Source organism: Klebsiella sp. CN_Kp075 (genome assembly GCF_040065055.2).
Classification (GTDB): domain Bacteria; phylum Pseudomonadota; class Gammaproteobacteria; order Enterobacterales; family Enterobacteriaceae; genus Klebsiella; species Klebsiella aerogenes.
This window is the reverse complement of record NZ_CM198050.1, coordinates 4,894,742-4,915,242: the sequence shown is the minus strand read 5'-3', so window position 1 is coordinate 4,915,242 and position 20,501 is coordinate 4,894,742. Positions and strand designations below refer to the sequence as shown.

The 20,501-nt window shown below is 54.4% G+C and carries 18 protein-coding genes; 8 read left to right on the top strand and 10 right to left on the bottom strand.

The window, feature by feature from the left end; genetic code table 11:
* Positions 1–515 precede the first annotated feature (515 nt).
* On the top strand, positions 516–2,018 hold the full coding sequence (gene proP / locus ABLV78_RS23360; RefSeq protein WP_020079848.1) for a glycine betaine/L-proline transporter ProP: 1,503 nt from the start codon (positions 516–518) through the stop codon (positions 2,016–2,018).
* A gap of 50 nt (positions 2,019–2,068) precedes the next feature.
* Here the strand turns inward: proP and melR are convergent, their stop codons facing one another.
* Entirely contained in the window at positions 2,069–3,007 is a 939-nt protein-coding gene (melR, locus tag ABLV78_RS23355; RefSeq protein ID WP_032715623.1) for a transcriptional regulator MelR, read from the bottom strand.
* 239 nt (positions 3,008–3,246) lie between these two features.
* Between melR and ABLV78_RS23350 the strand changes: the two genes are divergently transcribed.
* The 4 genes from ABLV78_RS23350 to ABLV78_RS23335 all read left to right on the top strand — a co-directional run bounded on the left by ABLV78_RS23350 (position 3,247) and on the right by ABLV78_RS23335 (position 7,719).
* Positions 3,247–4,599: an alpha-glucosidase/alpha-galactosidase gene (locus tag ABLV78_RS23350; protein ID WP_047046363.1), complete on the top strand. Its 1,353-nt coding sequence runs from the start codon at positions 3,247–3,249 to the stop codon at positions 4,597–4,599.
* Positions 4,600–4,691: 92 nt separating this feature from the next.
* Positions 4,692–6,107, top strand: a complete 1,416-nt coding sequence (gene melB, locus ABLV78_RS23345; protein WP_047046360.1) for a melibiose:sodium transporter MelB — start codon at positions 4,692–4,694, stop codon at positions 6,105–6,107.
* Between the two features lie 274 nt (positions 6,108–6,381).
* On the top strand, positions 6,382–7,338 hold the full coding sequence (locus tag ABLV78_RS23340; protein ID WP_015368687.1) for a plasmid stability protein StbA: 957 nt from the start codon (positions 6,382–6,384) through the stop codon (positions 7,336–7,338).
* A gap of 9 nt (positions 7,339–7,347) precedes the next feature.
* A complete protein-coding gene (locus tag ABLV78_RS23335) occupies positions 7,348–7,719 on the top strand; it encodes a plasmid partitioning/stability family protein (RefSeq protein ID WP_015704087.1) in 372 nt (123 codons plus the stop codon).
* A gap of 101 nt (positions 7,720–7,820) precedes the next feature.
* Here the strand turns inward: ABLV78_RS23335 and cbpM are convergent, their stop codons facing one another.
* From cbpM to ABLV78_RS23320, 3 genes are all read right to left on the bottom strand, one after another.
* On the bottom strand, positions 7,821–8,126 hold the full coding sequence (gene cbpM, locus ABLV78_RS23330) for a chaperone modulator CbpM (protein ID WP_047046357.1): 306 nt from the start codon (positions 8,124–8,126) through the stop codon (positions 7,821–7,823).
* Positions 8,126–9,043, bottom strand: coding sequence for a curved DNA-binding protein (cbpA, locus tag ABLV78_RS23325; RefSeq protein ID WP_047046356.1), 918 nt, complete (start codon positions 9,041–9,043; stop codon positions 8,126–8,128). The genes cbpM and cbpA overlap by 1 nt, the downstream gene beginning before the upstream one ends.
* A gap of 141 nt (positions 9,044–9,184) precedes the next feature.
* Positions 9,185–9,868 carry a TerC family protein gene (locus ABLV78_RS23320; protein WP_047046353.1) on the bottom strand — a complete coding sequence of 228 codons (684 nt, stop codon included), beginning with the start codon at positions 9,866–9,868 and terminating at the stop codon, positions 9,185–9,187.
* Positions 9,869–10,088: 220 nt separating this feature from the next.
* On the opposite strand from ABLV78_RS23320, the gene ABLV78_RS23315 reads away from it, so the two are divergent.
* The gene (locus ABLV78_RS23315; protein ID WP_015704089.1) at positions 10,089–10,880 is read left to right on the top strand and encodes a DsbA family protein; all 792 of its coding nucleotides are present in this window, start codon (positions 10,089–10,091) and stop codon (positions 10,878–10,880) included.
* A gap of 57 nt (positions 10,881–10,937) precedes the next feature.
* On the opposite strand, the gene pgaD is transcribed toward ABLV78_RS23315, so the two are convergent.
* Genes pgaD through pgaA form a run of 4 tightly spaced genes read right to left on the bottom strand, consistent with a single transcriptional unit; the run spans position 10,938 to position 17,164 of the window.
* On the bottom strand, positions 10,938–11,372 hold the full coding sequence (gene pgaD / locus ABLV78_RS23310; protein WP_047046349.1) for a poly-beta-1,6-N-acetyl-D-glucosamine biosynthesis protein PgaD: 435 nt from the start codon (positions 11,370–11,372) through the stop codon (positions 10,938–10,940).
* Positions 11,369–12,700, bottom strand: a complete 1,332-nt coding sequence (gene pgaC / locus ABLV78_RS23305) for a poly-beta-1,6-N-acetyl-D-glucosamine synthase (RefSeq protein WP_047046346.1) — start codon at positions 12,698–12,700, stop codon at positions 11,369–11,371. Before pgaC ends, pgaD begins: the two co-directional genes overlap by 4 nt.
* Positions 12,693–14,678: a poly-beta-1,6-N-acetyl-D-glucosamine N-deacetylase PgaB gene (pgaB, locus tag ABLV78_RS23300; protein WP_380377833.1), complete on the bottom strand. Its 1,986-nt coding sequence runs from the start codon at positions 14,676–14,678 to the stop codon at positions 12,693–12,695. Before pgaB ends, pgaC begins: the two co-directional genes overlap by 8 nt.
* A gap of 38 nt (positions 14,679–14,716) precedes the next feature.
* Positions 14,717–17,164: a poly-beta-1,6 N-acetyl-D-glucosamine export porin PgaA gene (pgaA, locus tag ABLV78_RS23295; RefSeq protein WP_047046340.1), complete on the bottom strand. Its 2,448-nt coding sequence runs from the start codon at positions 17,162–17,164 to the stop codon at positions 14,717–14,719.
* A gap of 650 nt (positions 17,165–17,814) precedes the next feature.
* On the opposite strand from pgaA, the gene ABLV78_RS23290 reads away from it, so the two are divergent.
* Both ABLV78_RS23290 and ABLV78_RS23285 read left to right on the top strand, forming a co-directional pair.
* Complete coding sequence (locus ABLV78_RS23290; protein WP_045396469.1) at positions 17,815–18,381, top strand: helix-turn-helix transcriptional regulator; 567 nt, start codon at positions 17,815–17,817, stop codon at positions 18,379–18,381.
* Positions 18,382–18,580: 199 nt separating this feature from the next.
* Positions 18,581–19,000: a PerC family transcriptional regulator gene (locus ABLV78_RS23285; protein WP_319802814.1), complete on the top strand. Its 420-nt coding sequence runs from the start codon at positions 18,581–18,583 to the stop codon at positions 18,998–19,000.
* Between the two features lie 61 nt (positions 19,001–19,061).
* Here ABLV78_RS23285 and ABLV78_RS23280 read toward each other — a convergent pair whose 3' ends face one another.
* Positions 19,062–19,388, bottom strand: coding sequence for a contact-dependent growth inhibition system immunity protein (locus tag ABLV78_RS23280; protein WP_047046338.1), 327 nt, complete (start codon positions 19,386–19,388; stop codon positions 19,062–19,064).
* 13 nt (positions 19,389–19,401) lie between these two features.
* On the bottom strand, positions 19,402–20,235 hold the full coding sequence (locus ABLV78_RS23275; protein WP_047046335.1) for an RNase A-like domain-containing protein: 834 nt from the start codon (positions 20,233–20,235) through the stop codon (positions 19,402–19,404).
* Positions 20,236–20,501: the final 266 nt, after the last annotated feature.

The window sequence follows — 20,501 nt, the reverse complement described above, 5'->3', positions numbered from 1 at the left end:
GGGAAAAACAGGACGTTGGTCCGTTAAACAGCGGCTGTGAGCCGAAAGTGCGGCTGATTATAGCGCAATCCCGCACTTTTGTCGGGTATTTTTTCCAGGAAATAACGCAGGGTAATTATTTTGGCTTTACGGAGAATATGCTGAAAAACAGACGTTAATAAAGTCCATAAATAAACATCGGCGGCGAAACAGAGATTGAACTTATTCATTTTATTTGGCTCTGTAATTAAGCTGGGCGAATTTTTCGTGAAGTTGATCCCAAATTTAAACGCTGGTAGGGTAAAAAGGGATGTAAGTAAATTCGTCACTGCTTATTTGGTAAGTGAATTATTAATTTAAGGCCAGAGCAGGCGTCAACAGGTTCGGTTGTACACTCTGTCAGAAAGACAGTGCAGGCAAACCTGCTACGCTTGAAATGTGGAGCACAGCACTTCGCCGCTCCCAACGTACGTCGCGAATGACCTCGTCATTTGGCGAGGAGTCGTGCGCTCAAGGCGATAGCACAGAGGAAAAGTATGCTTAAAAGGAAAAAAATAAAGCCGATTACGCTTAGGGATGTCACCATCATCGATGATGGTAAGTTGCGAAAAGCCATCACCGCGGCCTCGCTCGGTAATGCGATGGAGTGGTTCGATTTCGGTGTGTATGGTTTTGTGGCTTATGCCCTTGGTAAAGTCTTCTTCCCCGATGCCGATCCCAGCGTGCAGATGATTGCCGCGCTCGGTACTTTCTCGGTTCCCTTCTTGATTCGTCCGCTCGGCGGCCTGTTCTTCGGGATGCTCGGCGATAAATACGGTCGACAAAAAATCTTAGCGATCACCATCGTTATTATGTCGATAAGTACATTCTGTATCGGTCTTATTCCGTCGTATGCCACCATTGGTATCTGGGCGCCGATTCTGCTGCTGCTGTGTAAAATGGCGCAGGGCTTCTCGGTGGGCGGCGAATATACCGGGGCGTCGATCTTCGTAGCCGAATACTCGCCTGACCGTAAACGCGGGTTTATGGGCAGCTGGCTGGACTTCGGTTCGATTGCCGGCTTCGTAATGGGCGCAGGCGTGGTGGTACTGATTTCCAGCGTGGTGGGTGAAGAGAACTTCCTCGACTGGGGCTGGCGTATCCCGTTCTTCCTGGCGCTGCCGCTAGGGATTATCGGCTTGTACCTGCGTCACGCGCTGGAAGAGACGCCGGCGTTCCAGCAGCACGTGGATACCCTTGAACAGGGCGACCGCGAAGGTCTGCAGGAAGGTCCGAAGGTCTCCTTTAAAGAGATTGCCACCAAGCACTGGCGCAGCCTGCTGACCTGTATTGGTCTGGTGATTTCCACCAACGTGACCTATTACATGCTGTTGACCTACATGCCGAGCTACCTGTCGCATAACCTGCACTACTCGGAAGATCACGGCGTACTGATTATTATCGCCATCATGGTCGGCATGCTGTTTGTCCAGCCGGTTATCGGCATGCTGAGCGACCGTTTTGGCCGCCGTCCGTTTATCCTGGTGGGTAGCGTCGCGCTGTTCACGCTGTCTATCCCGGCCTTTATCATGATTAACAGCAACGTGATTGGCCTGATCTTCGCCGGTCTGCTGCTGCTGGCGGTGGTGCTGAACTGCTTTATCGGCGTGATGGCCTCATCGCTGCCGGCGATGTTCCCGACCCACATCCGCTTCAGCGCTCTGGCCAGCGCCTTTAACATCTCGGTGCTGATCGCCGGTCTGACGCCGACGCTGGCGGCATGGCTGGTGGAAACCACCCAGAACCTGATGATGCCGGCTTACTATCTGATGGTGATTGCGGTGATTGGCCTGATTACCGGCCTGTCGATGAAAGAGACCGCTAACCGTCCGCTGAAAGGGGCGACGCCGGCGGCGTCCGATATCCAGGAAGCGAAAGAAATTCTGGGCGAGCACTACGATAACATCGAGCATAAAATCGAAGATATCGATCAGGAAATCGCCGACCTGCAGGAAAAACGCGCCCGTCTGGTACAGCAGCATCCGCGTATCAACGACTAACCGTTTTTCACTGTTCACGATGCCGCCAGGGGAGACCCCGGCGGCATTTTTTATGGCTGCGGCGACGCAAGGCTGTGGCGGCGCTGTTGGCTCAATTTACGGTACTGCTGCGGCGGCATGCCGACGTAGCGGGTAAAGGTGCTGTAGAAGCGGCTGCTGGACCGGAACCCGGCGGTGAGGGCGATATCAAGGATGGTCTTATCGGTGTCGCTCAGCAGCGCGCGCACGTGATTGATGCGCATGGCGGTGATGTACTGCTTCATGGTCTGCTGCATTACCCGCTGAAAAACGCCCATCGCGTAGTTTGGGTTGAGTTTAACGTGCTCGGCGACGGCATCGACGGTCAGCGCCTGGTCATAATGGGCGGCGATAAATTCCAGCATCTGGCTGACATAAAATTGCGCGTGGCGCGAGACGCTGTTCTTGTGGGTGCGCGAGGTCTTATTGACCAGAATCGGCTGCCAGCCGGCGAGGCTCAGCCGCTTGAGCATCAGGGCGATTTCATCGATCGCCAACTGGCGAATCTGTTCATTCTCGTGATTCAACTCCTGCTGCCAACGCCGTACTTCAAAAGCGCTTAACTGCTGGGCGGCGAGAGATTTAATCACCATCCCGTGGGTGACGTGATTTATCAGTTCGCGATCCAGCGGCCACGACAGAAACAGATGCATCGGCAGGTTGAATATCGCCATCTGCTGGCAGTCGCCCGGGCGGGTCAGTTGATGCGGCGTACAGGCCCAAAACAGGGTGATATAGCCTTTCTCAATGCGCACCACTTCATTGTTAATCAAATACTCCACGTCGCCGTCGAACGGCACGTTGACCTCTACCTGGCCGTGCCAGTGGCTGGTGGCCATGGCGTGCGGCGGGCGCAGTTCGATATCCATGCGCTGATACTCGGAATAGAGCGCCAGCGGGCTGCGGCTCTGCTTTTCATCGCTGCTGCACATGTGCGGGTCGGGGGGCAGGGAAGTGAAGCGGTGTTCCATCATGGGCGGATTCCTGGATCGTCAGAGTGGCTGCGTTTTTAGCCTGAACTGATTACAGCTTAGCGGAATCATCGGCCCGTTTTCTCTCCTTTTAAGCCGATCTATTCCCAAAAACTCAGATTTTGTGGCGTTCAATGGCCGATCTGAGTTTCCGGGAATGCTCCGGCGGGAACGGGGCAGCGCAGCGGAGAGCGGCATGCCACTCTGAAAGTGTTCAATGACCTGATGGAGAGAGCGCGATGTCTGCCCCCAAAATTACCTTTATCGGCGCCGGTTCGACGGTGTTCGTCAAAAATATTCTCGGTGATGTGTTCCAGCGCCCGGCGCTGAAGTCGGCGCATATCGCACTGATGGATATCGATGAAACCCGGCTGGAAGAGTCGCATACCGTGGTGCGAAAGCTGATGGATTCCGTCGGCGCGAATGGCGAAATTAGCTGCCATCGCGATCGTAAAACCGCCTTGCGGGACGCCGATTTTGTCGTCGTCGCCTTCCAGATTGGCGGCTATGAGCCCTGCACCGTGACTGACTTTGAAGTCTGTAAACGCCATGGCCTTGAGCAGACCATTGCCGATACGCTGGGGCCGGGAGGCATTATGCGCGCGCTGCGCACCATCCCGCATCTGTGGGCTATCTGCGACGATATGAGCGAGGTCTGCCCGGACGCCACCATGCTTAACTACGTTAATCCGATGGCGATGAACACCTGGGCGATGTACGCCCGCTACCCGCATATCAAGCAGGTGGGTCTGTGCCATTCGGTGCAAGGCACAGCGGAAGAGCTGGCGCGCGACCTTAACCTCGACCCGGCGGATTTACGTTACCGCTGCGCGGGCATTAACCATATGGCGTTCTATCTGTCGCTGGAGAAAAAGCTCGCGGACGGCAGCTACGTCAGTATCTACCCCGACCTGCTGCAGGCCTACGCCGAAGGACTGGCGCCGAAGCCGAACCTGCATGGCAATCCGCGCTGCGAAAACATCGTCCGCTATGAGATGTTCAAAAAGCTGGGCTACTTTGTCACCGAATCGTCGGAACATTTCGCCGAATACACGCCATGGTTTATCAAGCCGGGGCGCGACGATCTTATCGCCCGTTATAAAGTGCCGCTGGATGAGTACCCTAAACGCTGCGTCGAGCAGCTGGCCAACTGGCATAAAGAGCTGGAGAGCTATAAGAGCGGCGAGCGTATCGAGGTTAAACCTTCACGCGAGTATGCCAGCACTATCATGAACGCTATCTGGACCGGCGAGCCGAGCGTCGTGTATGGCAACGTACGCAACGATGATCTCATCGACAATCTGCCGCAGGGCTGTTGCGTCGAAGTCCCTTGTCTGGTGGACGCTAACGGTATCCAGCCGACGAAAATCGGCGTGCTACCGGCGCATCTGGCGGCGCTGATGCAGACCAACATCAACGTGCAGACGCTGCTAACGGAGGCCATCCTGACGGAAAATCGCGATTACGTTTATTACGCCACGATGATGGATCCGCACACCGCCGCGGTGCTGGGGATCGAAGAGATCTACGCGCTGGTGGACGATCTGATCGCCAGCCACGGCGACTGGCTGCCGGCCTGGCTGCACCGTTAATTTTCTCATGCCGCCGGGGGATCTGGCCCGGCGGCGCCTGCCATGCTCTATCAAACGCTAAAGGAGGCGCTGGCGACAGCGACCTGTACCCTATGAGTATTTCAATGACAACAAAGCTCAGCTACGGATTTGGTGCCTTTGGTAAAGATTTCGCTATCGGTATCGTTTACATGTATCTGATGTATTACTACACCGATATTGTTGGCTTATCGGTTGGGGTGGTTGGCACCTTGTTCCTGGTGGCGAGGATCCTCGATGCGATAGCCGATCCGATCATGGGATGGATCGTCAACTGCACGCGATCGCGATGGGGGAAGTTCAAGCCGTGGATCCTGATCGGGACTATCACCAACTCGGTGGTGCTGTATATGCTGTTCAGCGCCCATCACTTCAGCGGCGGAGCGCTACTGGCGTGGGTGTGGCTGACCTACCTGCTGTGGGGCTTCACCTATACCATCATGGATGTGCCGTTCTGGTCGCTGGTGCCGACCATTACCCTTGATAAACGCGAACGTGAACAACTGGTGCCTTACCCGCGCTTTTTCGCCAGCCTTGCCGGGTTTGTGACCGCCGGCGTCACGCTGCCGTTTGTCAGCGCCGTCGGCGGCGCCGATCGCGGCTTCGGTTTCCAGATGTTTACCCTGGTGCTGATTGCCTTCTTCGTGGTCTCCACCCTCGTTACCTTACGCAACGTCCATGAGGTTTACTCGTCGGATAGCGGCGTGAGCGAGGATTCCAGCCATCTTTCACTGCGCCAGATGGTGGCGCTCATCTATAAAAACGATCAGCTGGCCTGCCTGTTGGGCATGGCGCTGGCCTATAACACGGCGGCGAATATTATCGCCGGCTTCGCGATTTATTACTTTACCTACGTTATCGGCAGCGCGGAGATGTTCCCGTATTACATGTCCTACGCGGGGGCGGCGAATTTGCTGACGCTGATCCTGTTCCCACGGCTGGTGAAAGGGCTGTCGCGGCGCATTCTGTGGGCGGGAGCATCTATCATGCCGGTGCTGGGCTGCGGCGTGCTGTTGCTGATGGCGCTGAGCGGCGTTTACAACATCGCGCTGATTTCGCTGGCCGGGGTGCTGTTGAATATCGGCACCGCGCTGTTCTGGGTGCTACAGGTCATTATGGTGGCCGATACCGTTGATTACGGCGAATATACGATGAATATCCGCTGCGAAAGCATCGCCTACTCGGTGCAGACGCTGGTGGTCAAAGCCGGTTCGGCGTTTGCGGCCTGGTTTATCGCCATCGTGCTCGGTATCATTGGCTACGTGCCGAATACGGCGCAATCGCCTCACACGCTGCTGGGGATGCAGGCGATTATGATTGCGCTGCCGACGCTCTTTTTTGCCCTGACGCTGTTTCTTTATTTCCGTTATTACAAGCTGAATGGCGATATGTTGCGACGTATTCAGATTCACCTGCTGGATAAATATCGTCGGGTACCGGAAAATGTCGTCGAGCCGGAACGGCCGATTGTGGTACCCAATCAGGTGTAAAAAGCGTGCGAAAACCGCTGGCGAAAGAGGGGAGGGATGCTCTCTTTTTGCGCAAAAATAGCGTTTAAAACAGACAGAAATGAAAATCTTAAGTTCTCTGATTTGTCTCTTATAGTTCTCTCTTTGAGCTCAATGGGTTAATTGAAATATCCATTGTTTCTCAAATAAAACTCAGAATTGTCTCTTTTTCGTGCTCTTGCGCTGCTTTTTAACTCTTGCTACTCTTTTTGGGTCTTACATTTTCTCTTATTTGTCTCAGTGATGGAGCAATGCGATGCGCATTTTTATCGATGATGGTTCAACCAATATCAAAATGCTGTGGGAGCAAGATGGCGAAACTTTCACCCATATCAGTCCCAATAGTTTCAAGCGCGGCTGGTCTGCCACTTTCGGCGCCGGGAAGCCATTTAACTACACCGTGGATGATGAAAAGTACTCTTTCGACCTGATCACCCCCGATGCGTTACCCACCAACAATATTGATTGGCAATACAGCCCATTGAACTCCATCGCTGTCCATCATGCGCTGCTGACCAGTGGTCTGGAACCGCAGGATGTCGAGATTGTGGTCACCCTGCCGCTGACCGAATTTTATGATGAAGATGCGCAATATCGTCTTGATAACATTGAGCGTAAGAAAAAGAGCCTGCTGCGCGAAGTTAAACTGAATAAAGGCGTGGTGTTCAATATCACCAAAGTCACCGTGCGTCCGGAATCCATTCCGGCGGGTATTAGCCTGTGCGATGAGCTTAAACCATCTCATTCGGTGCTGATTGTCGACCTCGGCGGCACCACGCTGGATATTTCGATGGTGGCCGGGCAGATGACCTCGGTTTCGCGCATTTACGGCGACCCGAAGCTGGGCGTGTCGCTGGTGACCGACGCCGTTAAGCTGGCGCTGGCCCGGGCGAATACCGATACCTCGAGCTATAACGTTGACCAGATAATCATCAACCGCCACGACGAAGAGTATTTGACCGATAACATCAACGATCCGGATGCGGTATCGGAGGTGAAAAAGGTTATCTCTAATAGCATCGAACGCCTGACGACTCGCGTTCTGACGGCGATTGATAGTTTTAAAGGCTATTCGCACGCCATCGTGATTGGCGGCGGCGCGCCGCTGGTTGCCGATGCGATTCGCGAACGCATGGGTCTGCGCGAAGATCGCTTTGTGGTGGCCGACGAGCCGCAGTTCGCCCTCGTGCGTGGTCTGAAAATTATTGGTTAAGGAGCGTCTATGACTCTGGACCGCAGAAAGGTTCTGATTTACCTGCGCCCGGATATCAGCGCCAGCGAGCGCTTTGCGGACGCGAAAATTGAGGCCCATCATCGCGGCGATCGCGGGGATATGTCGCGTACGGCGCTGTTGGCGGGGTTAGCGTTGGGTGAAGTTGATAGCCGGCTACCGTCAATGCTGGCGGCGCTGCTGGCGGAAGATACGCCGCCGGAGACGTTGCGTAGAATGCTGGCCTCGTTTCTTGAGATTCAGCCAGCGTCTTCCGCTCCGGCATCCGCGCCAGCGGCTGCGCCGGTTAAGGCGCCCGAGCCGCCAGCCCCGGTGAGCGAGAGCGTCTCCGCGCGTAATCTCGCCGGCTCGCTGCCGGATTAGGCGCTTATCCCGGCTTTCGCTACGCTCAGCCGGGCTACGGTTTGCGCCGTGAGCGACCTGTAGCCCGGGTAAGGCGGAACGCCGCGACCCGGGAACTTCGCTTAGCTGTGGGTCAAAAAGCGGGCCAGTCGCTGCTGCAGCAGGCGATTCTCGCGGGTTAGGCGCGCATTTTCATCCAGCAGCGTCAGCGCCACCGCAATCCCCGGCCAGTCCAGCTCCAGCTCGTTACGCAGGCGCACCGCGCGATGCACAATCGTCACCGCGCTGTCGTCAAACAGCCAGGCTTCAGCCTGCGGCTGGTGTGGCTCAATCATCCCTAAGCCGACGATCTCCGTCAGCTCCTCTTCCGACACCCCGGTGCGCAGGCACAACTCGGTGATGGTAAACGTCACTGTTACTTTAGCCATCAGGCTTTCCCCCATGTCTTACGCGGATCGAAGCTGGCTTCGCTTTCGGCGAGCTGCTGCCAGAGCTCACGCGCTTTTTCATCTGGTTTTGGCGGCATGACAATTTTGATGACGGCGAACAAATCGCCGGTGTGGGTTTTGCTCACCAACCCTTTGCCCTTGATGCGTAGCCGTTGCCCCGCCTGGCTGCCCGCCGGTATTGTCAGCAGAATGCTCTCTTTTAGCGTCGGTACGGTGACTTTCGTCCCCAGCGCGGCTTCCCACGGCGCCAGCGGCAGTACGATCTCCAGGTTATGACCGTTGATGTCGAACAGCGGATGCGGCGCGATGTGAATCACCAGCCACAGATCGCCATTTGGGCCGCCGTTTTCGCCCGGTGTCCCCTGGCCTTTCAGGCGAATACGCTGGCCATCGCTGACCCCGGCCGGAATTTTCACATTCAGCGTTTTCGGCGTTTCACTCTCAACCATGCCGAAGACGTTATAGACCGGCAGCTTGTAGCTGATGGTACGAGTCTGTTCGGTGAGGGTTTCTTCGAGGAACACCGCCACTTCGATTTCGACATCGTGGCCGCGCTCGGCGCGCTGGCGGCGGGCGTGATGCGCCTGCTGGCCGAACATCGAGGAGAAGATATCGTCGAAGTCCTGCTGGCTGTAGCTTTGTTCGTGGGCGTGCTGCTGGCGGTTGAACTGCGGATCGTTGCGGTGCTGCCAAAGTTGGTCATATTCGGCGCGACGCTGATCGTCTTTGAGGACTTCCCATGCTTCGGCGAGATCTTTGAATTTTGCTTCGGCATCGGGTTCTTTGCTGACGTCGGGGTGATATTTACGCGCCAAACGGCGATAGGCGGTCTTGATGGTTTTCAGATCGTCCGTTGGCTTAACCCCTAGAATGGTATAATAATCCTTTAATTCCATGGTGTTATCTCATTTATGCTCAAAAATCTGGTCACAGAATCCCTGGATCAGGCGGCTCTATTAAGAGTAGGGCAAATGAGAAAGGGTGGCGGAGAAAAGTGGCGAAAACTTGACGCCGTCGGGGGTGACGGCGTCCAGTGATTATTCAGGGGTGCCGGAGCGGTAGTTGCGGCGCCATCCTTCCAGCAGCACCAACGCCGCGCCAATGGCCCCGGCAACAAAATGTAGATAATTCGGGGAATTGGGGAACAGCTGAACCAGGGTCGGGTCGGTTATCATCATTGAACCGGCAATCCAGCCAATCAGCGCGCCGCCCAGTAATACGACCGAGGGAAAGCGAGTCAGGATTGCCAACACCAGCTTACTACCGGCGACAATAATCGGAATGCTGATTAATACCCCCAGCGCCACCAGTAACAGATGGCCTTTACCGGCGGCGGCCACGGCCAGTACGTTATCCAGCGACATGATGACATCGGCGACGGTGATGGTGACGGCGGTGCGCCACAGGCTGCTTGAGCTGCTGATATCGCTCTCTTCTTCTTCGTTGGCGACCAGCTTAACGCCAATCCACAGTAGCAGTAACGCGCCGACGATTTTTAGCCACGGCAACGACAACAAATAAATCGCCACCGCCAGCAGCGCGACCCGGGCGATAATCGCGCCGAGAGTACCGATAACAATGGCTTTGGTGCGCAGATGCGCCGGCAGCTTGCGGCAGGCCATGGCGATGACCACCGCGTTATCGCCGCCTAATAACAAATCGATGGCGATGATTTGTAGCAAAATAACGGCGAAGTCCCACTGACTCAATATTTCGTTCATGCCTGGCTCGTATTGCAAATAATGTCGATCAAAAAAAGATGGGCGCAGGGTACTCCCGTTCTTCGCCCCTGACCACCCTTCAAGCCGTAGGGAGAATAGTGGCGTCTGACAAATAAAGTTACGAATCAATGCATAGACTGACAATGATTCGCCGCCAAAGGATGATATTTTGTCCGATTAGGCTCACCTGCCGTCTACTTTTTCGTAAGGACTTTTCAATATGTCTGGCATCAAGAATTTACTTATTCTCGCCCTGGCGGGCGCTTCCCTGCTGCCGGCGCTGGCCAGCGCCGCTGACGCGCCGGCCGCGACTTTCACCGCGGAGCAGGAAGCGCGCATCGGCAAAATCGCCGCTGACTACCTGGTCGCCCATCCGGAAGTGCTATTGCAGGCCAGCCAAAAGCTGCAGCAAATTCAGGCGGAGCAGCAGGCCAGCGCCGCTACTCAGGCGGTAATCAAGAATGCCGACAAGCTGACGCAGGATAAGGCCACGCCAACCTACGGCCCGGCTAACGGTAAAGTCACCGTTATCGAGTTCTTCGATTATCAATGCATCTACTGTAGCCGCCTTGCACCGGTTATGGAGCAGGTGATTAAAGATCATCCGCAAACCCGTTTTGCCTTTAAAGAGTGGCCGATTTTCGGCAGCCGCTGGGCAACCTCGCTGGACGCGGCGAAAACCGGCCTGCAGATTTATCAGCAGAAAGGGGCTGAGGCCTATCTGACTTACCACAACGGCGTTTACGCTACCGGGCATAACGAAGGCAAACTGACGGCGGCGGACATCCAGCAGCAGGCGAAAAAGGTGAACTTTGACGCCAAAAAAGCGGCGGATGTCGAACCGGCGCTGGAAAACATTAACCAGCTGGCGCAGGAGATTGGCTTAAGCGGTACGCCTGGCGTGATTGTCATGCCGACTACCGGCGCGACCGAAGCGACCATTACCGTCTTCCCGGGACTGGCCGACAAAGCCTCGCTGGATGCGGCGATTAAGAAAGCCGGCGGTCAGTAATCTCACCGGGCTGAAAGAGGAAAGGCCGCGCGTGATGCGGCCTTTTTTGGGGGGCCGTTACCGTTCGATCTCCTCGTTCTGATTGATTTTCAAATCAATAATTCTGCCAATCTGATCATGGTATACCGTCAGCAGGTTATATTGGCTCATCTCGGAAATGATCTGCGGCGCGATATTAAAGCTCTCCGCCAGCTCTTCATGGCGCAGCGAGGCCATGCTGCCGTGCCGCCGGGCGTTATAACGGCGCAGATTGTACTGATACCACAAAATAAGCAGCCAGCCGTTAATTGCCGCCACCAATAAATAGACCAGCACGGTATTAAACGACGCCATAATTGCGTCCCAGCTGTCGTTACCGCGCTCGGTAAACTGCATCAGCAGGTTGGCATACAGAAAAAAGGCGAAGCCGGCCCACGCGATGGCAGTTAACACGCCGTCAAAGATCCGCGGCAACATGCGATGCTCGGTTAATATCAGAGTTTGTTCGTTCATGACATTCTTCCTTTACCTCTATCAGGGCTGACCCAGCGAGCCCTGGCGCGTTTACGTTTCAACATGACTTTGGGGAAGGCGACGATGGTGGTTAACAGGCCGATCATCCAGTACACCATCGGAAACCAGATCACCCAGAACAGCGAGCCGGCGACGCCGCGTTCATAGCGCCTTTCGATGTACAGGCTGGCGATAAACTGCAGCAGACACATCACCCCCAGCAGTAGCCCGGTAAATTCCGGCGGAAAAAGGCTGCGGACGGTCAGGTTCTCCGGCAGCGGGGCAAAATGGCTGGCGATGAACAGAAAAATGGTGACCGCATAGGCGAAGGCCCACAGCGTGGAGAGCGCATATTCGAGGAACAGCGGCCACATTCGGTGGTGTTCCCAGCGAAACACGCGGCGCAGATTGACCAGGAAAACCTCGGCGCCGCCCTGCGCCCAGCGTAAACGCTGTTTCCACAGTCCCTTCAGCGTTTCCGGCATCAGGATCCAGCACAGCGCCCGCGGCTCGAAGAAAATCGCCCAATGACGTAGCTGCAGCTTCCAGCTGATATCGATATCTTCGGTGATCATATCCGGGCTCCAGTAGCCGACGTCCGCCAGCGCCTGGCGACGAAAAGCGGCAATCACCCCGGAGACGGTAAACACCCGGCCATAAATACGCTGGGTGCGCTTGATCAGCCCGATTATCGAAGAGAACTCGCCGACCTGAATGCGGCCAATCAGCGTCGAGCGGGTACGAATACGCGGATTACCGGTCACCGCGCCGACGTGGGGGTATTGGATCAGCGGCGCCACGAGGTAGGCGGCGGTATCGCGGTCGAGCAGGGCATCGCCGTCGATACACACCAGTAAGTCCCCGCGCGCGGCGGCAGCGCCGGCTTTCAGCGCTACCGCTTTCCCCTGATTTTCAGCCAGGTGAATCACCCGCAGCAGAGCGTACTCTTCCGCCAGTTGATTAAGCACCCTGGCGGTATCGTCGGAGGAACCGTCGTTGATGGCGATCACCTCAATGTTGCGATAGCGCTGCGCCAGCGCGGCTTCGATGGTCTCGCGGGCATTTTTCTCCTCGTTAAAACAGGGAATCAAAATGGAGATCAACGGATCGCCCGCAAGCTCCGGCGGCGGCGTCTCTTTACCCCATGGCCAGTGGCGCTCCAGTTGAAACCAGAAGTAGAGCCCGCCGGTTATCCATAGCACCGACATAAACAGCGGCCAGAAGAAGACGAAATCCAGTATCAACTCGCCGGTGAAAACGGCGGCCACGCCCAGCGGTAGCCCGAAAACCAGGCATAAAATCGAAAATGCGATAATGCGATCAGTCATTGTTGGGATACCAGTACGATGAAAACAGGGGCCTGATTTTTGAGATATCAGGCTGATTATTAAGAAAATCGTCGGGGTAGTAACCGTAATTATTGACGCCGTTGAGCTGTAACGTCCGCATCCAGTCAACCAGCTGTTGGTCAGGGATGGCGTTCTGCTGCGGGAGAGTCCAGTCTTTAGCCTGCAGCTCAAAAATGGTTTTCTTCAATGCGCCCGGTCTGGCGCTGACGGCGCGCACCAGACGCGCCAGCCACGCATCGCTTTCCGCAACCGGAACCGATTCCATCAGCGGCATCGCCATCGGCACCGTCCAGTCGTAGGCCGTCAGAAAATCATCGAGATTCTGCGCGAACCAGGCCTCGCTTTCCGGCTGCAGGATCGGCAGGGCAAAGATATTGCGCGCGGTTCTCACCTGCGGGCCGCGGATCTCTTTTACGCTCTGGCTGAGCGTGCGGGTGAAGTCGATAAGCGCCTGGCTTTTAAACCGCGTCCAGGCATGCAGCGTGGCGGGATTTTGGCGGATCTGCGCGATATCCTCCCAATGGCCCGCCGCCCGCCAGGCGGCCATCGCCCCGGCGCCGGCATCTTCATAATCCGTCAGCACCGCGTCGTCGTGGAACAGCACGCCGTCAAAGGTCGCGTAGCGGGCAAGGTCTTGATAAATATCGCGGATCTGATCGCGCACCTGGCTATTCCATGGCGATAGCCGTACATAGGGGCGAGTGGCCTGGCGCAGCGTGTTGCTCTGCGCATCCCAGCGCTGTACGCGCGGTAGCGAACCGTTCAGATCGAACGCCAGCACCGGCATCCACGCATACACTTTGGCGCCGCCGCGCGTTTGTAATTGCCAGGCGACGAAGTTGAAGAGATCGGCGCGCATCGGCAGGCGGCGGTTGGGGAAGTAGAGCGCTTTCACCGTGCCGTCGCCGAGCGGATCGGAAAAGGCCTGCAGGAAAACGTGAGTGATTTTCATGTCGTAGACACGCTGGATCAGCTTATCGATATTTTTGCGCTGCTGAACCGGGTCTTTATCGTAGACATAATCGAGATCGACGTGCATCACCCGAACCGGCTCACGCTCCTGGATTTGCGTCACCTGGCTGGCGAAGGCCTTGATCGACGGATTGCCGGAGATAAGCAGACGGGGAATGTTATCCAAATCCCGCACATCGCCCAGACCATCGCCGAGGGTAAACGCCAGTTGATAGCCGCGGCTTTTCGCGATAGCCAGCGATGTGCCGTTGGCGGCGCCGTAGGGCCATACCCAGGCGCGCGGCGCTTTGCCGGTGACGTCGGCGATTTTGTCGCTCACTTTGCGCACGTCGGTATCGATGCGCTGGTGAAACTGCTGGTCGCTTTCGTAGCGTCCGCTCGCCTTATCATAAAAACGGTTGGCAACCGCCGGTTCGCGGCTACCTTGCGGATTGGCCTGAATACCGTAGTGCGAAGCCCAGGTATGCGCGCCGATTTCAACCAGCGGCGATTGCGCGAGCTCGCGCACCATCTCCCAGGTGGCGAAACGTTCGCGCGGAGTCATCAGACCGCCGAAATCGACTTTTTTCTGCTCCGGCGTATCGACCCAACTGCCTACCGGCGCCCATAGTGCCGGGACGTTCCAGGCTTTTAACAGCGGCCAGACCCGGGTGTAAAAACTGCTGTAGCCATCATCGAAACTCAGCAGAAATGCCTTTGGCGGCAGGGTGATTAACCCCGCGTTGGCGTCGAGAATATTTTGCACGCTGACGGCCTTATAACCATTGTGCAGCAGCCAGCCGATTTGATCGTTGAGCGCGCTGGTACGCACCGCCAGATAACGCTGATCGGCGGCATCGTCTTCTACATCGTGATAGGCCAATACCAGAAACTTATTCTGCGGCCAGGGCTTATTCGCCTCTGGCTGCGGCCGCGCGTCCGGCGGCAGAAAAGGAATCGTTTCTGCGCGAAGCGCGCAGGTCATCAGGAGCCAGCCGATAACCATCAGGCTGATGCGGATACTTTTGTTGACCATGTTTATCCTTAAAACCGTAAATTCGCATCAAGGGCAATGGAGAGATTGCTTTCGCGTTTGCCGTCGTAGGGACGCTTGTCCCAGTTCAGCATCACGCCGGTGTCGATCACGTTGTTCCAGCGAATACGCTGGCCGTAGCCGAGCATGGCGATAGCGCCGGTCGAATACGCTTTTTGCCAGTAGGCGCCGCCGCCTGCCGCAAGCTGCTGGCTCCAGACGGTATCGTAGTGCTGATACATGACGTGATCGGCGACCAGCGCCGAGGTGGCGGCGAAGTCGCGTTTCGGGTTGTAGTACAGGGTATCCGCCCGGCTGTTGACGCTGGCGGAGAGCCCAGGTTCCAGATCGAGCGTGATGGTTGGCGATTGCCAGAGCCGCTCTTTGCCGGAGAATGTATATTCCTGACGACGGTTGTGGTCGGAGAAGCGGGTGGCGGCGGCGCTGAAGCGATATTCGCGTCGTTCGTTTTGATACCAGCGAACCCAGCCCTCGCCGCGGTTGGCGCTGATACCGTTACGCAGCGCGCGCAGCGGCGTCTGCCGCGACAGACGTTCGACCTCGCCGCCAATTTGCCAGTTGTCGTTGAAGCTTTGCCAGGCGGAAAGTCGGGCGCCGGGTTTGTTGTCGCCGGCGAAATTGTTGTTGGAGATTTCCAGTTCAGCCCAGGCATCGCGCGGGCGCCATTCGATGCCGCCAAATAGCTGGCGGCTGGAGCCTTTTCCTTCATCAAAATTCCCTTTGGCGAAGCGATTACCGGCGAAAAGTCGCCACTTATCGGCGATTGGCGGGCCGTAAATCGCCGCATCCCAGCTAAAGTCGTGGCTACCGCTGACCGGGTTATCCGAGTGGATCCCTTGCGTGCTGTTAAGGCGCAGTTCCGACATATGGTGCACCTCGCGAGCGCGAGCTAATTTTTGCGTGCTCAGGTCTTCGGGGCTGCGCGCCAGCAGGTCATCGGTTAATAGCTCCATCTGCCGCCACTCCTGAAGATCCATCGCCACGTAGGCCTGCTGACGTTCGAGGGGGATGTTCGAAGGCTCCAACGCTTCCGCCGCTTTCAGTTCCCGTTCGGCGGCGCGGGGTAAACCACGCGCCTGTAGTATCGCCGCGTAGTCAATGCGCAGCCCCTGATTACCGGGCGCGGTGGTGGCCAGTCGGTCGGAGAGCCGTTCGGCTTCCGGCAGCGCGTTAGTACTCAGTAGATACTGTACCTTCAGCGATTGAGCGTTCAGCCACGGGTCGTTTGGCTGCGGCGTCGGCGAGCCGTAAAGGCGGCGGGTGTAGGGAACGCCATTCGTCACTTTAGCGAGATACTCGCGGGCGGCCTGATACTGGCCGCTATCCAGCAGCGCATAAAATAATTCATGCTGATCATCTTGCGGGTCCGGCCGGTAAAGTGGATGTTGGCGGGCGATCGCCAGCGCGGCCTCGACGTTTTGTTGTGCAAGATAAGAGGAGATAACCCAGCCGATGGCCCAGTCAGGGACGGGCTGTTGAGCGGCGGTCAGCGACTGATATTCCTTAATGACCTGGGCGTAATAGCCGCGGGTGTATAGCGCGCCGAGGCGGTCAATACGCGCGCGGGCAAGATCCTCTACGGCCTGCGGATCCTGACGCCAACGGGCGAACAGCGCGTCGTAGCGGTTGAGCGCCGTTTGCGCGAGGCGAAAGCGCTCCTGTTCACCGCGGGCCGGGGTGTGCGCCAGCCGTACCCACTCCGCCGCCGCGTCCATTTCTAGCTTTCGCTGCTGCGCGGGCGTTAAGGTGGTTTTCGCTGACCATTGCAGCGCAGGCGAATTGATGCGATTGCTGCTCAGGCTATCAATCAGGCTATTGAGCGTTTCTCTGTTTTGCGGCGCGAGTTCCTGCGCGCGCATATCGGTGAGCAGCTGGTCCCAGCTTTTTCCCTGACGTAAATAGACGTAGGAGAGCGTCTGCAGGTGAGCGGCGCTGGGCGTGGTGGCGACCAAGCGGCGGGCTTCACTTAGCGCCTGCCCGTCATGGCGCGCATCGGCCAGCGTTTTAATCCGACCAATAAGATAATCGTCGTTCATCGGCTGCTGGCCAATTGCCTGATCCCAGAGCGCCAGCGCTGAAGACCACCGTTTTTGATTACGGAAAGCCTGTGCCGCTGCCGCCGTACCGCGTGCCGGTAGCGCCATATAAACCTGATAACGCTGCCAGACCTGGATTACTTCCTCATCACGTCCAGCCCAGGAGGCAATTTGAAGCCAGTCGGCGACTTGCTCAGGCGTCAAAGCATGTTGTTGTTGATATTGCTGAAGATAATCGAGAAAAGGGGAGTAATTACCTTCACGCGCCTGTAGCACATGCCGATCATATATCGACTCAGCCCCCTGAGCCAGAATAGGCGTTAACAACAATAAACTAATTGAAAGCGAGAATGTCGTGCGGCGATAAAAGAATAACTTATTGAAACGAGTTGATCTTCCCATAACTATTTACCATATGTCCATCAAGAATCCATTGCACAACACGTCGGCCTTTTAGCTGAATGCAAAAGGATGGGGTAATGAGTTTTTACCTGACGGTACGCGACTGCGATTACTTATTTAAGGTAATAAAATATCTCCTCGCGATAACGGGGTGGCGATTAATGTACACCTGATATGTTTGCCTGAAAATATGCCAAATAATAGGCCTGTAGTTTTAAGATAAATCTGGAAATTGACCTTTAATGAATTAATTAATTGTCTTATGTTACGCATAACTTACTGAATTGAAAAAAGTTAAATGGTGTCCGAAATTCTGTTTTAATGTTTTTGGTTGGCTTTTTCATGCATAATGTCAGGCGGTTGCTGTAGATATTTAAGACGATTTTTGACAAAAATTCTCAATAGTAGAAAAGCTTCTTTTTTGTGCGAGTTTTTTATTTATAATTAGCCTGAGCACAGATAATTAAGAAATGACGTAAGGATAGTGGAGTGGAGCGTTCACTATAGATGGAGAGATTGGGGGATTACTAAAAGACAATCACATGCTTTATTTGGCTCGCCATAGTCAGCACGCTACCAGGCGCTGTGCATATTCTCCCTGGAGGGGTTTTGTTGCTTTATTGTTAAAGGGATGATTTGTGGCAACGACAATGTTTTTAGTAACTCAGGATCACTATCTCTTTGAAGGGGTGAGGATTTTCTTTCCAGATATCATCCAGTTACATTCGATAGAGCGTAAGCTTTTTGAGAGTGATGCCGAGGAGTTTTCGGTGCTGGTGGATAGTCGGGCGCCGCTTTGTTTTTACGATTATCTTATTCCTGGCGCAGCGGAAGCGGGTAAACGTATCTGCTGTATTATGCTTGATATGCGCCATCGGGAAGAGCATTTGCTGAGCTTAAAGTGGTTTCTCAACATGTCTTTGACGCCGACGGATATGGCTAATTTATTTAGCCTGTTTCTTGACGTGAAGAGTAAGCGATTGACCCGAGAATGGCTCAAGAATTTCAGCCTGAAACCGCAGGAACATATGACGTTGACTTTACTCAGAGCGGGGATGACCATGGAGCAAATAGCTGGGGTACTTAATACTTCGGTGAAAAGCCTGTATCGCAAGCGCATTGAGCTTTATGAACGTCTGGGGCTGGCTAACTTTAATGAAGCCTGTCTGTTTATTTTTAAAAATAGACTGCTCGAGTGTCCCGCGCCGAAGCGATAAAAAGGGAAATGAATGCAGAGTAAGCTATCTACATACAAGCCACTAAACAACGGTATTATTTTAATTTAATCAATCATTGATAGGTATAACCGTAGTTCAGGAATGACTCAGATGATAACCCGCGGTATATGATAAAAATGCTCTTTGGAAGTACTTACTGCTTCGGCAGTTTTAATGCACACAGCAATTAATATTATAAATGCTCTCAATATTGAGTTGGCATAGATTTATCGTGGATCAAATTACCGGGGTTTTCTTTCATTATTTCTTCGAATGGCGTGGTTATATTTATATACGCAAATTAGCTAGCATATGTGAGAGAAATTATCGAATGATCAAGGACAGTATCGCCGAATCTCTGGAAGCTCGCGGATTGTATCGCCGGGCTGCTTCGCGCTGGGTGGATGTGATGCAGACGTGCGTCGATGACAACGATCGCGAATGGATAAGGATGCACCGCAATAAATGCCTGAAAAAAGCGAAGCTGCCGCCGGCGCGTAAAGAGGAGTTTGCTGATATCCATAAGGCTGCCAGAGAGACGCAGTACCGTATGGGGATTGCCAAGCCGAATGGCGAAGTGTTCCGCCTTCCTGCTAAAAAGAAAGCGACGCGGCGCTAGCGTTTTCAGCGACATCTCGCTGAATCAGGCCAAACCGATAGTGTGGTGAGGAAGCCGCGGGTTACTGATGGCCTGTCGGCTCCGCCTCATTCAGGGAATGAATAATTCTATCTCTTACCCGTTTCAGGAAGCTAAGGGCATCTGTTTCCCACAGGTGAGGATCAAAGTCTGAACCATAGCGCATCCTGAATTCCTCTTCCGGGTTATCTGTTTCCTTCAGCAGAAGGTCAATGTCTGCGATAAGACCATGCTTCATGGCGAGATGACTATCGGCGATAAATGCGTCAATTTTGGGGTCGATCTCATCACTATCATCGATAAGGTCATAATCCTGCCCGAAGTAAACCGTGATAAAGCCGTTAAGTTCATTCAGGTTCATTTTTGTCATGTACAAACCGTGTTCAGGGTAGAGGAAAGGCTGTCAATACAAAATAGGGTTTTCCATGCCAGTGCGCAAACTCGATGACCACCCGGACTTTGTAGCAAGTAGTTACTTCTTTCGCACCTTTGAATAATAATATTCCCGTCTGGTTCGCAAATATGCGATCCAACTGCATTTTTGCATTCATCCCAGGTGGTAGATGTCTTACCCACATCTCTATCTGAGTTTTATTGTCCTGAATAACGGCTGATACTAAGCGCTCAGCTTCACTGGTACTTTTGAAACTACTGACAGACTTTAATCGGGGAGTAGTATCTAGTCTCATTCTCAGCCCTTCTGGCGTTTTGCCAACATGATTTTGGAGAGTATGGCCACCTGATGAGCGACTCCTCAAAAATTCATGTTCAGCCAGTTTTATCCGTCCTCCACGTATAGAAGCAACGCGGATAGCACCCATCGTCAGCGCAAATCCCATAGGAATCGCAAGATCCAGAGTCATTCCAACGTTCACGGCAGTTTGGTGATCGGAACCCAGACTTTCGGCCAGAGATACTACAGAATTGTATGTATCGGTACTGACCTGCCTACCGCTCCATACCTGACGAAAGGAAGCCTGTATCGTATCCAGGCTGTGGGTTCCTACGATGACACACCCGATTTTAGTGAGCATTGTTGGTTCGGGGGCTATGCACATGACTCCGGCACCAAACATTTCAACCAGACCGTTGGCCAATCCTAGACCACCCCAGAGGCGATTACTAAGTGTTTCCCCCTCACTGACGGATTTATCGGCCAGAACGGCGGCAAGTTGTACGGGAGAAAGAGCCAATCTTATTCCGTTATTCTCTTGCATATCACAGACTTCCTGTTGTGATTAAATATTCGACACTATCATAACAGTCATTAGCATGAATTTTTATTACCGGATAAGCTGCTATTGCTCTTATTTTTCTCAGATACGTTCTGATTAGAGTGGGTTGAAGATAAATTGGCACTATTATTTTGCGTAAGTGGCTTATAAAGAGGGGCGGCTGAAACGAAGATTCATCTTAACGTTTTTATGTGACTCAATGCAGTATGTCACATCCGAACTGAAGGCCTGCGTTAGTGATGAATAAC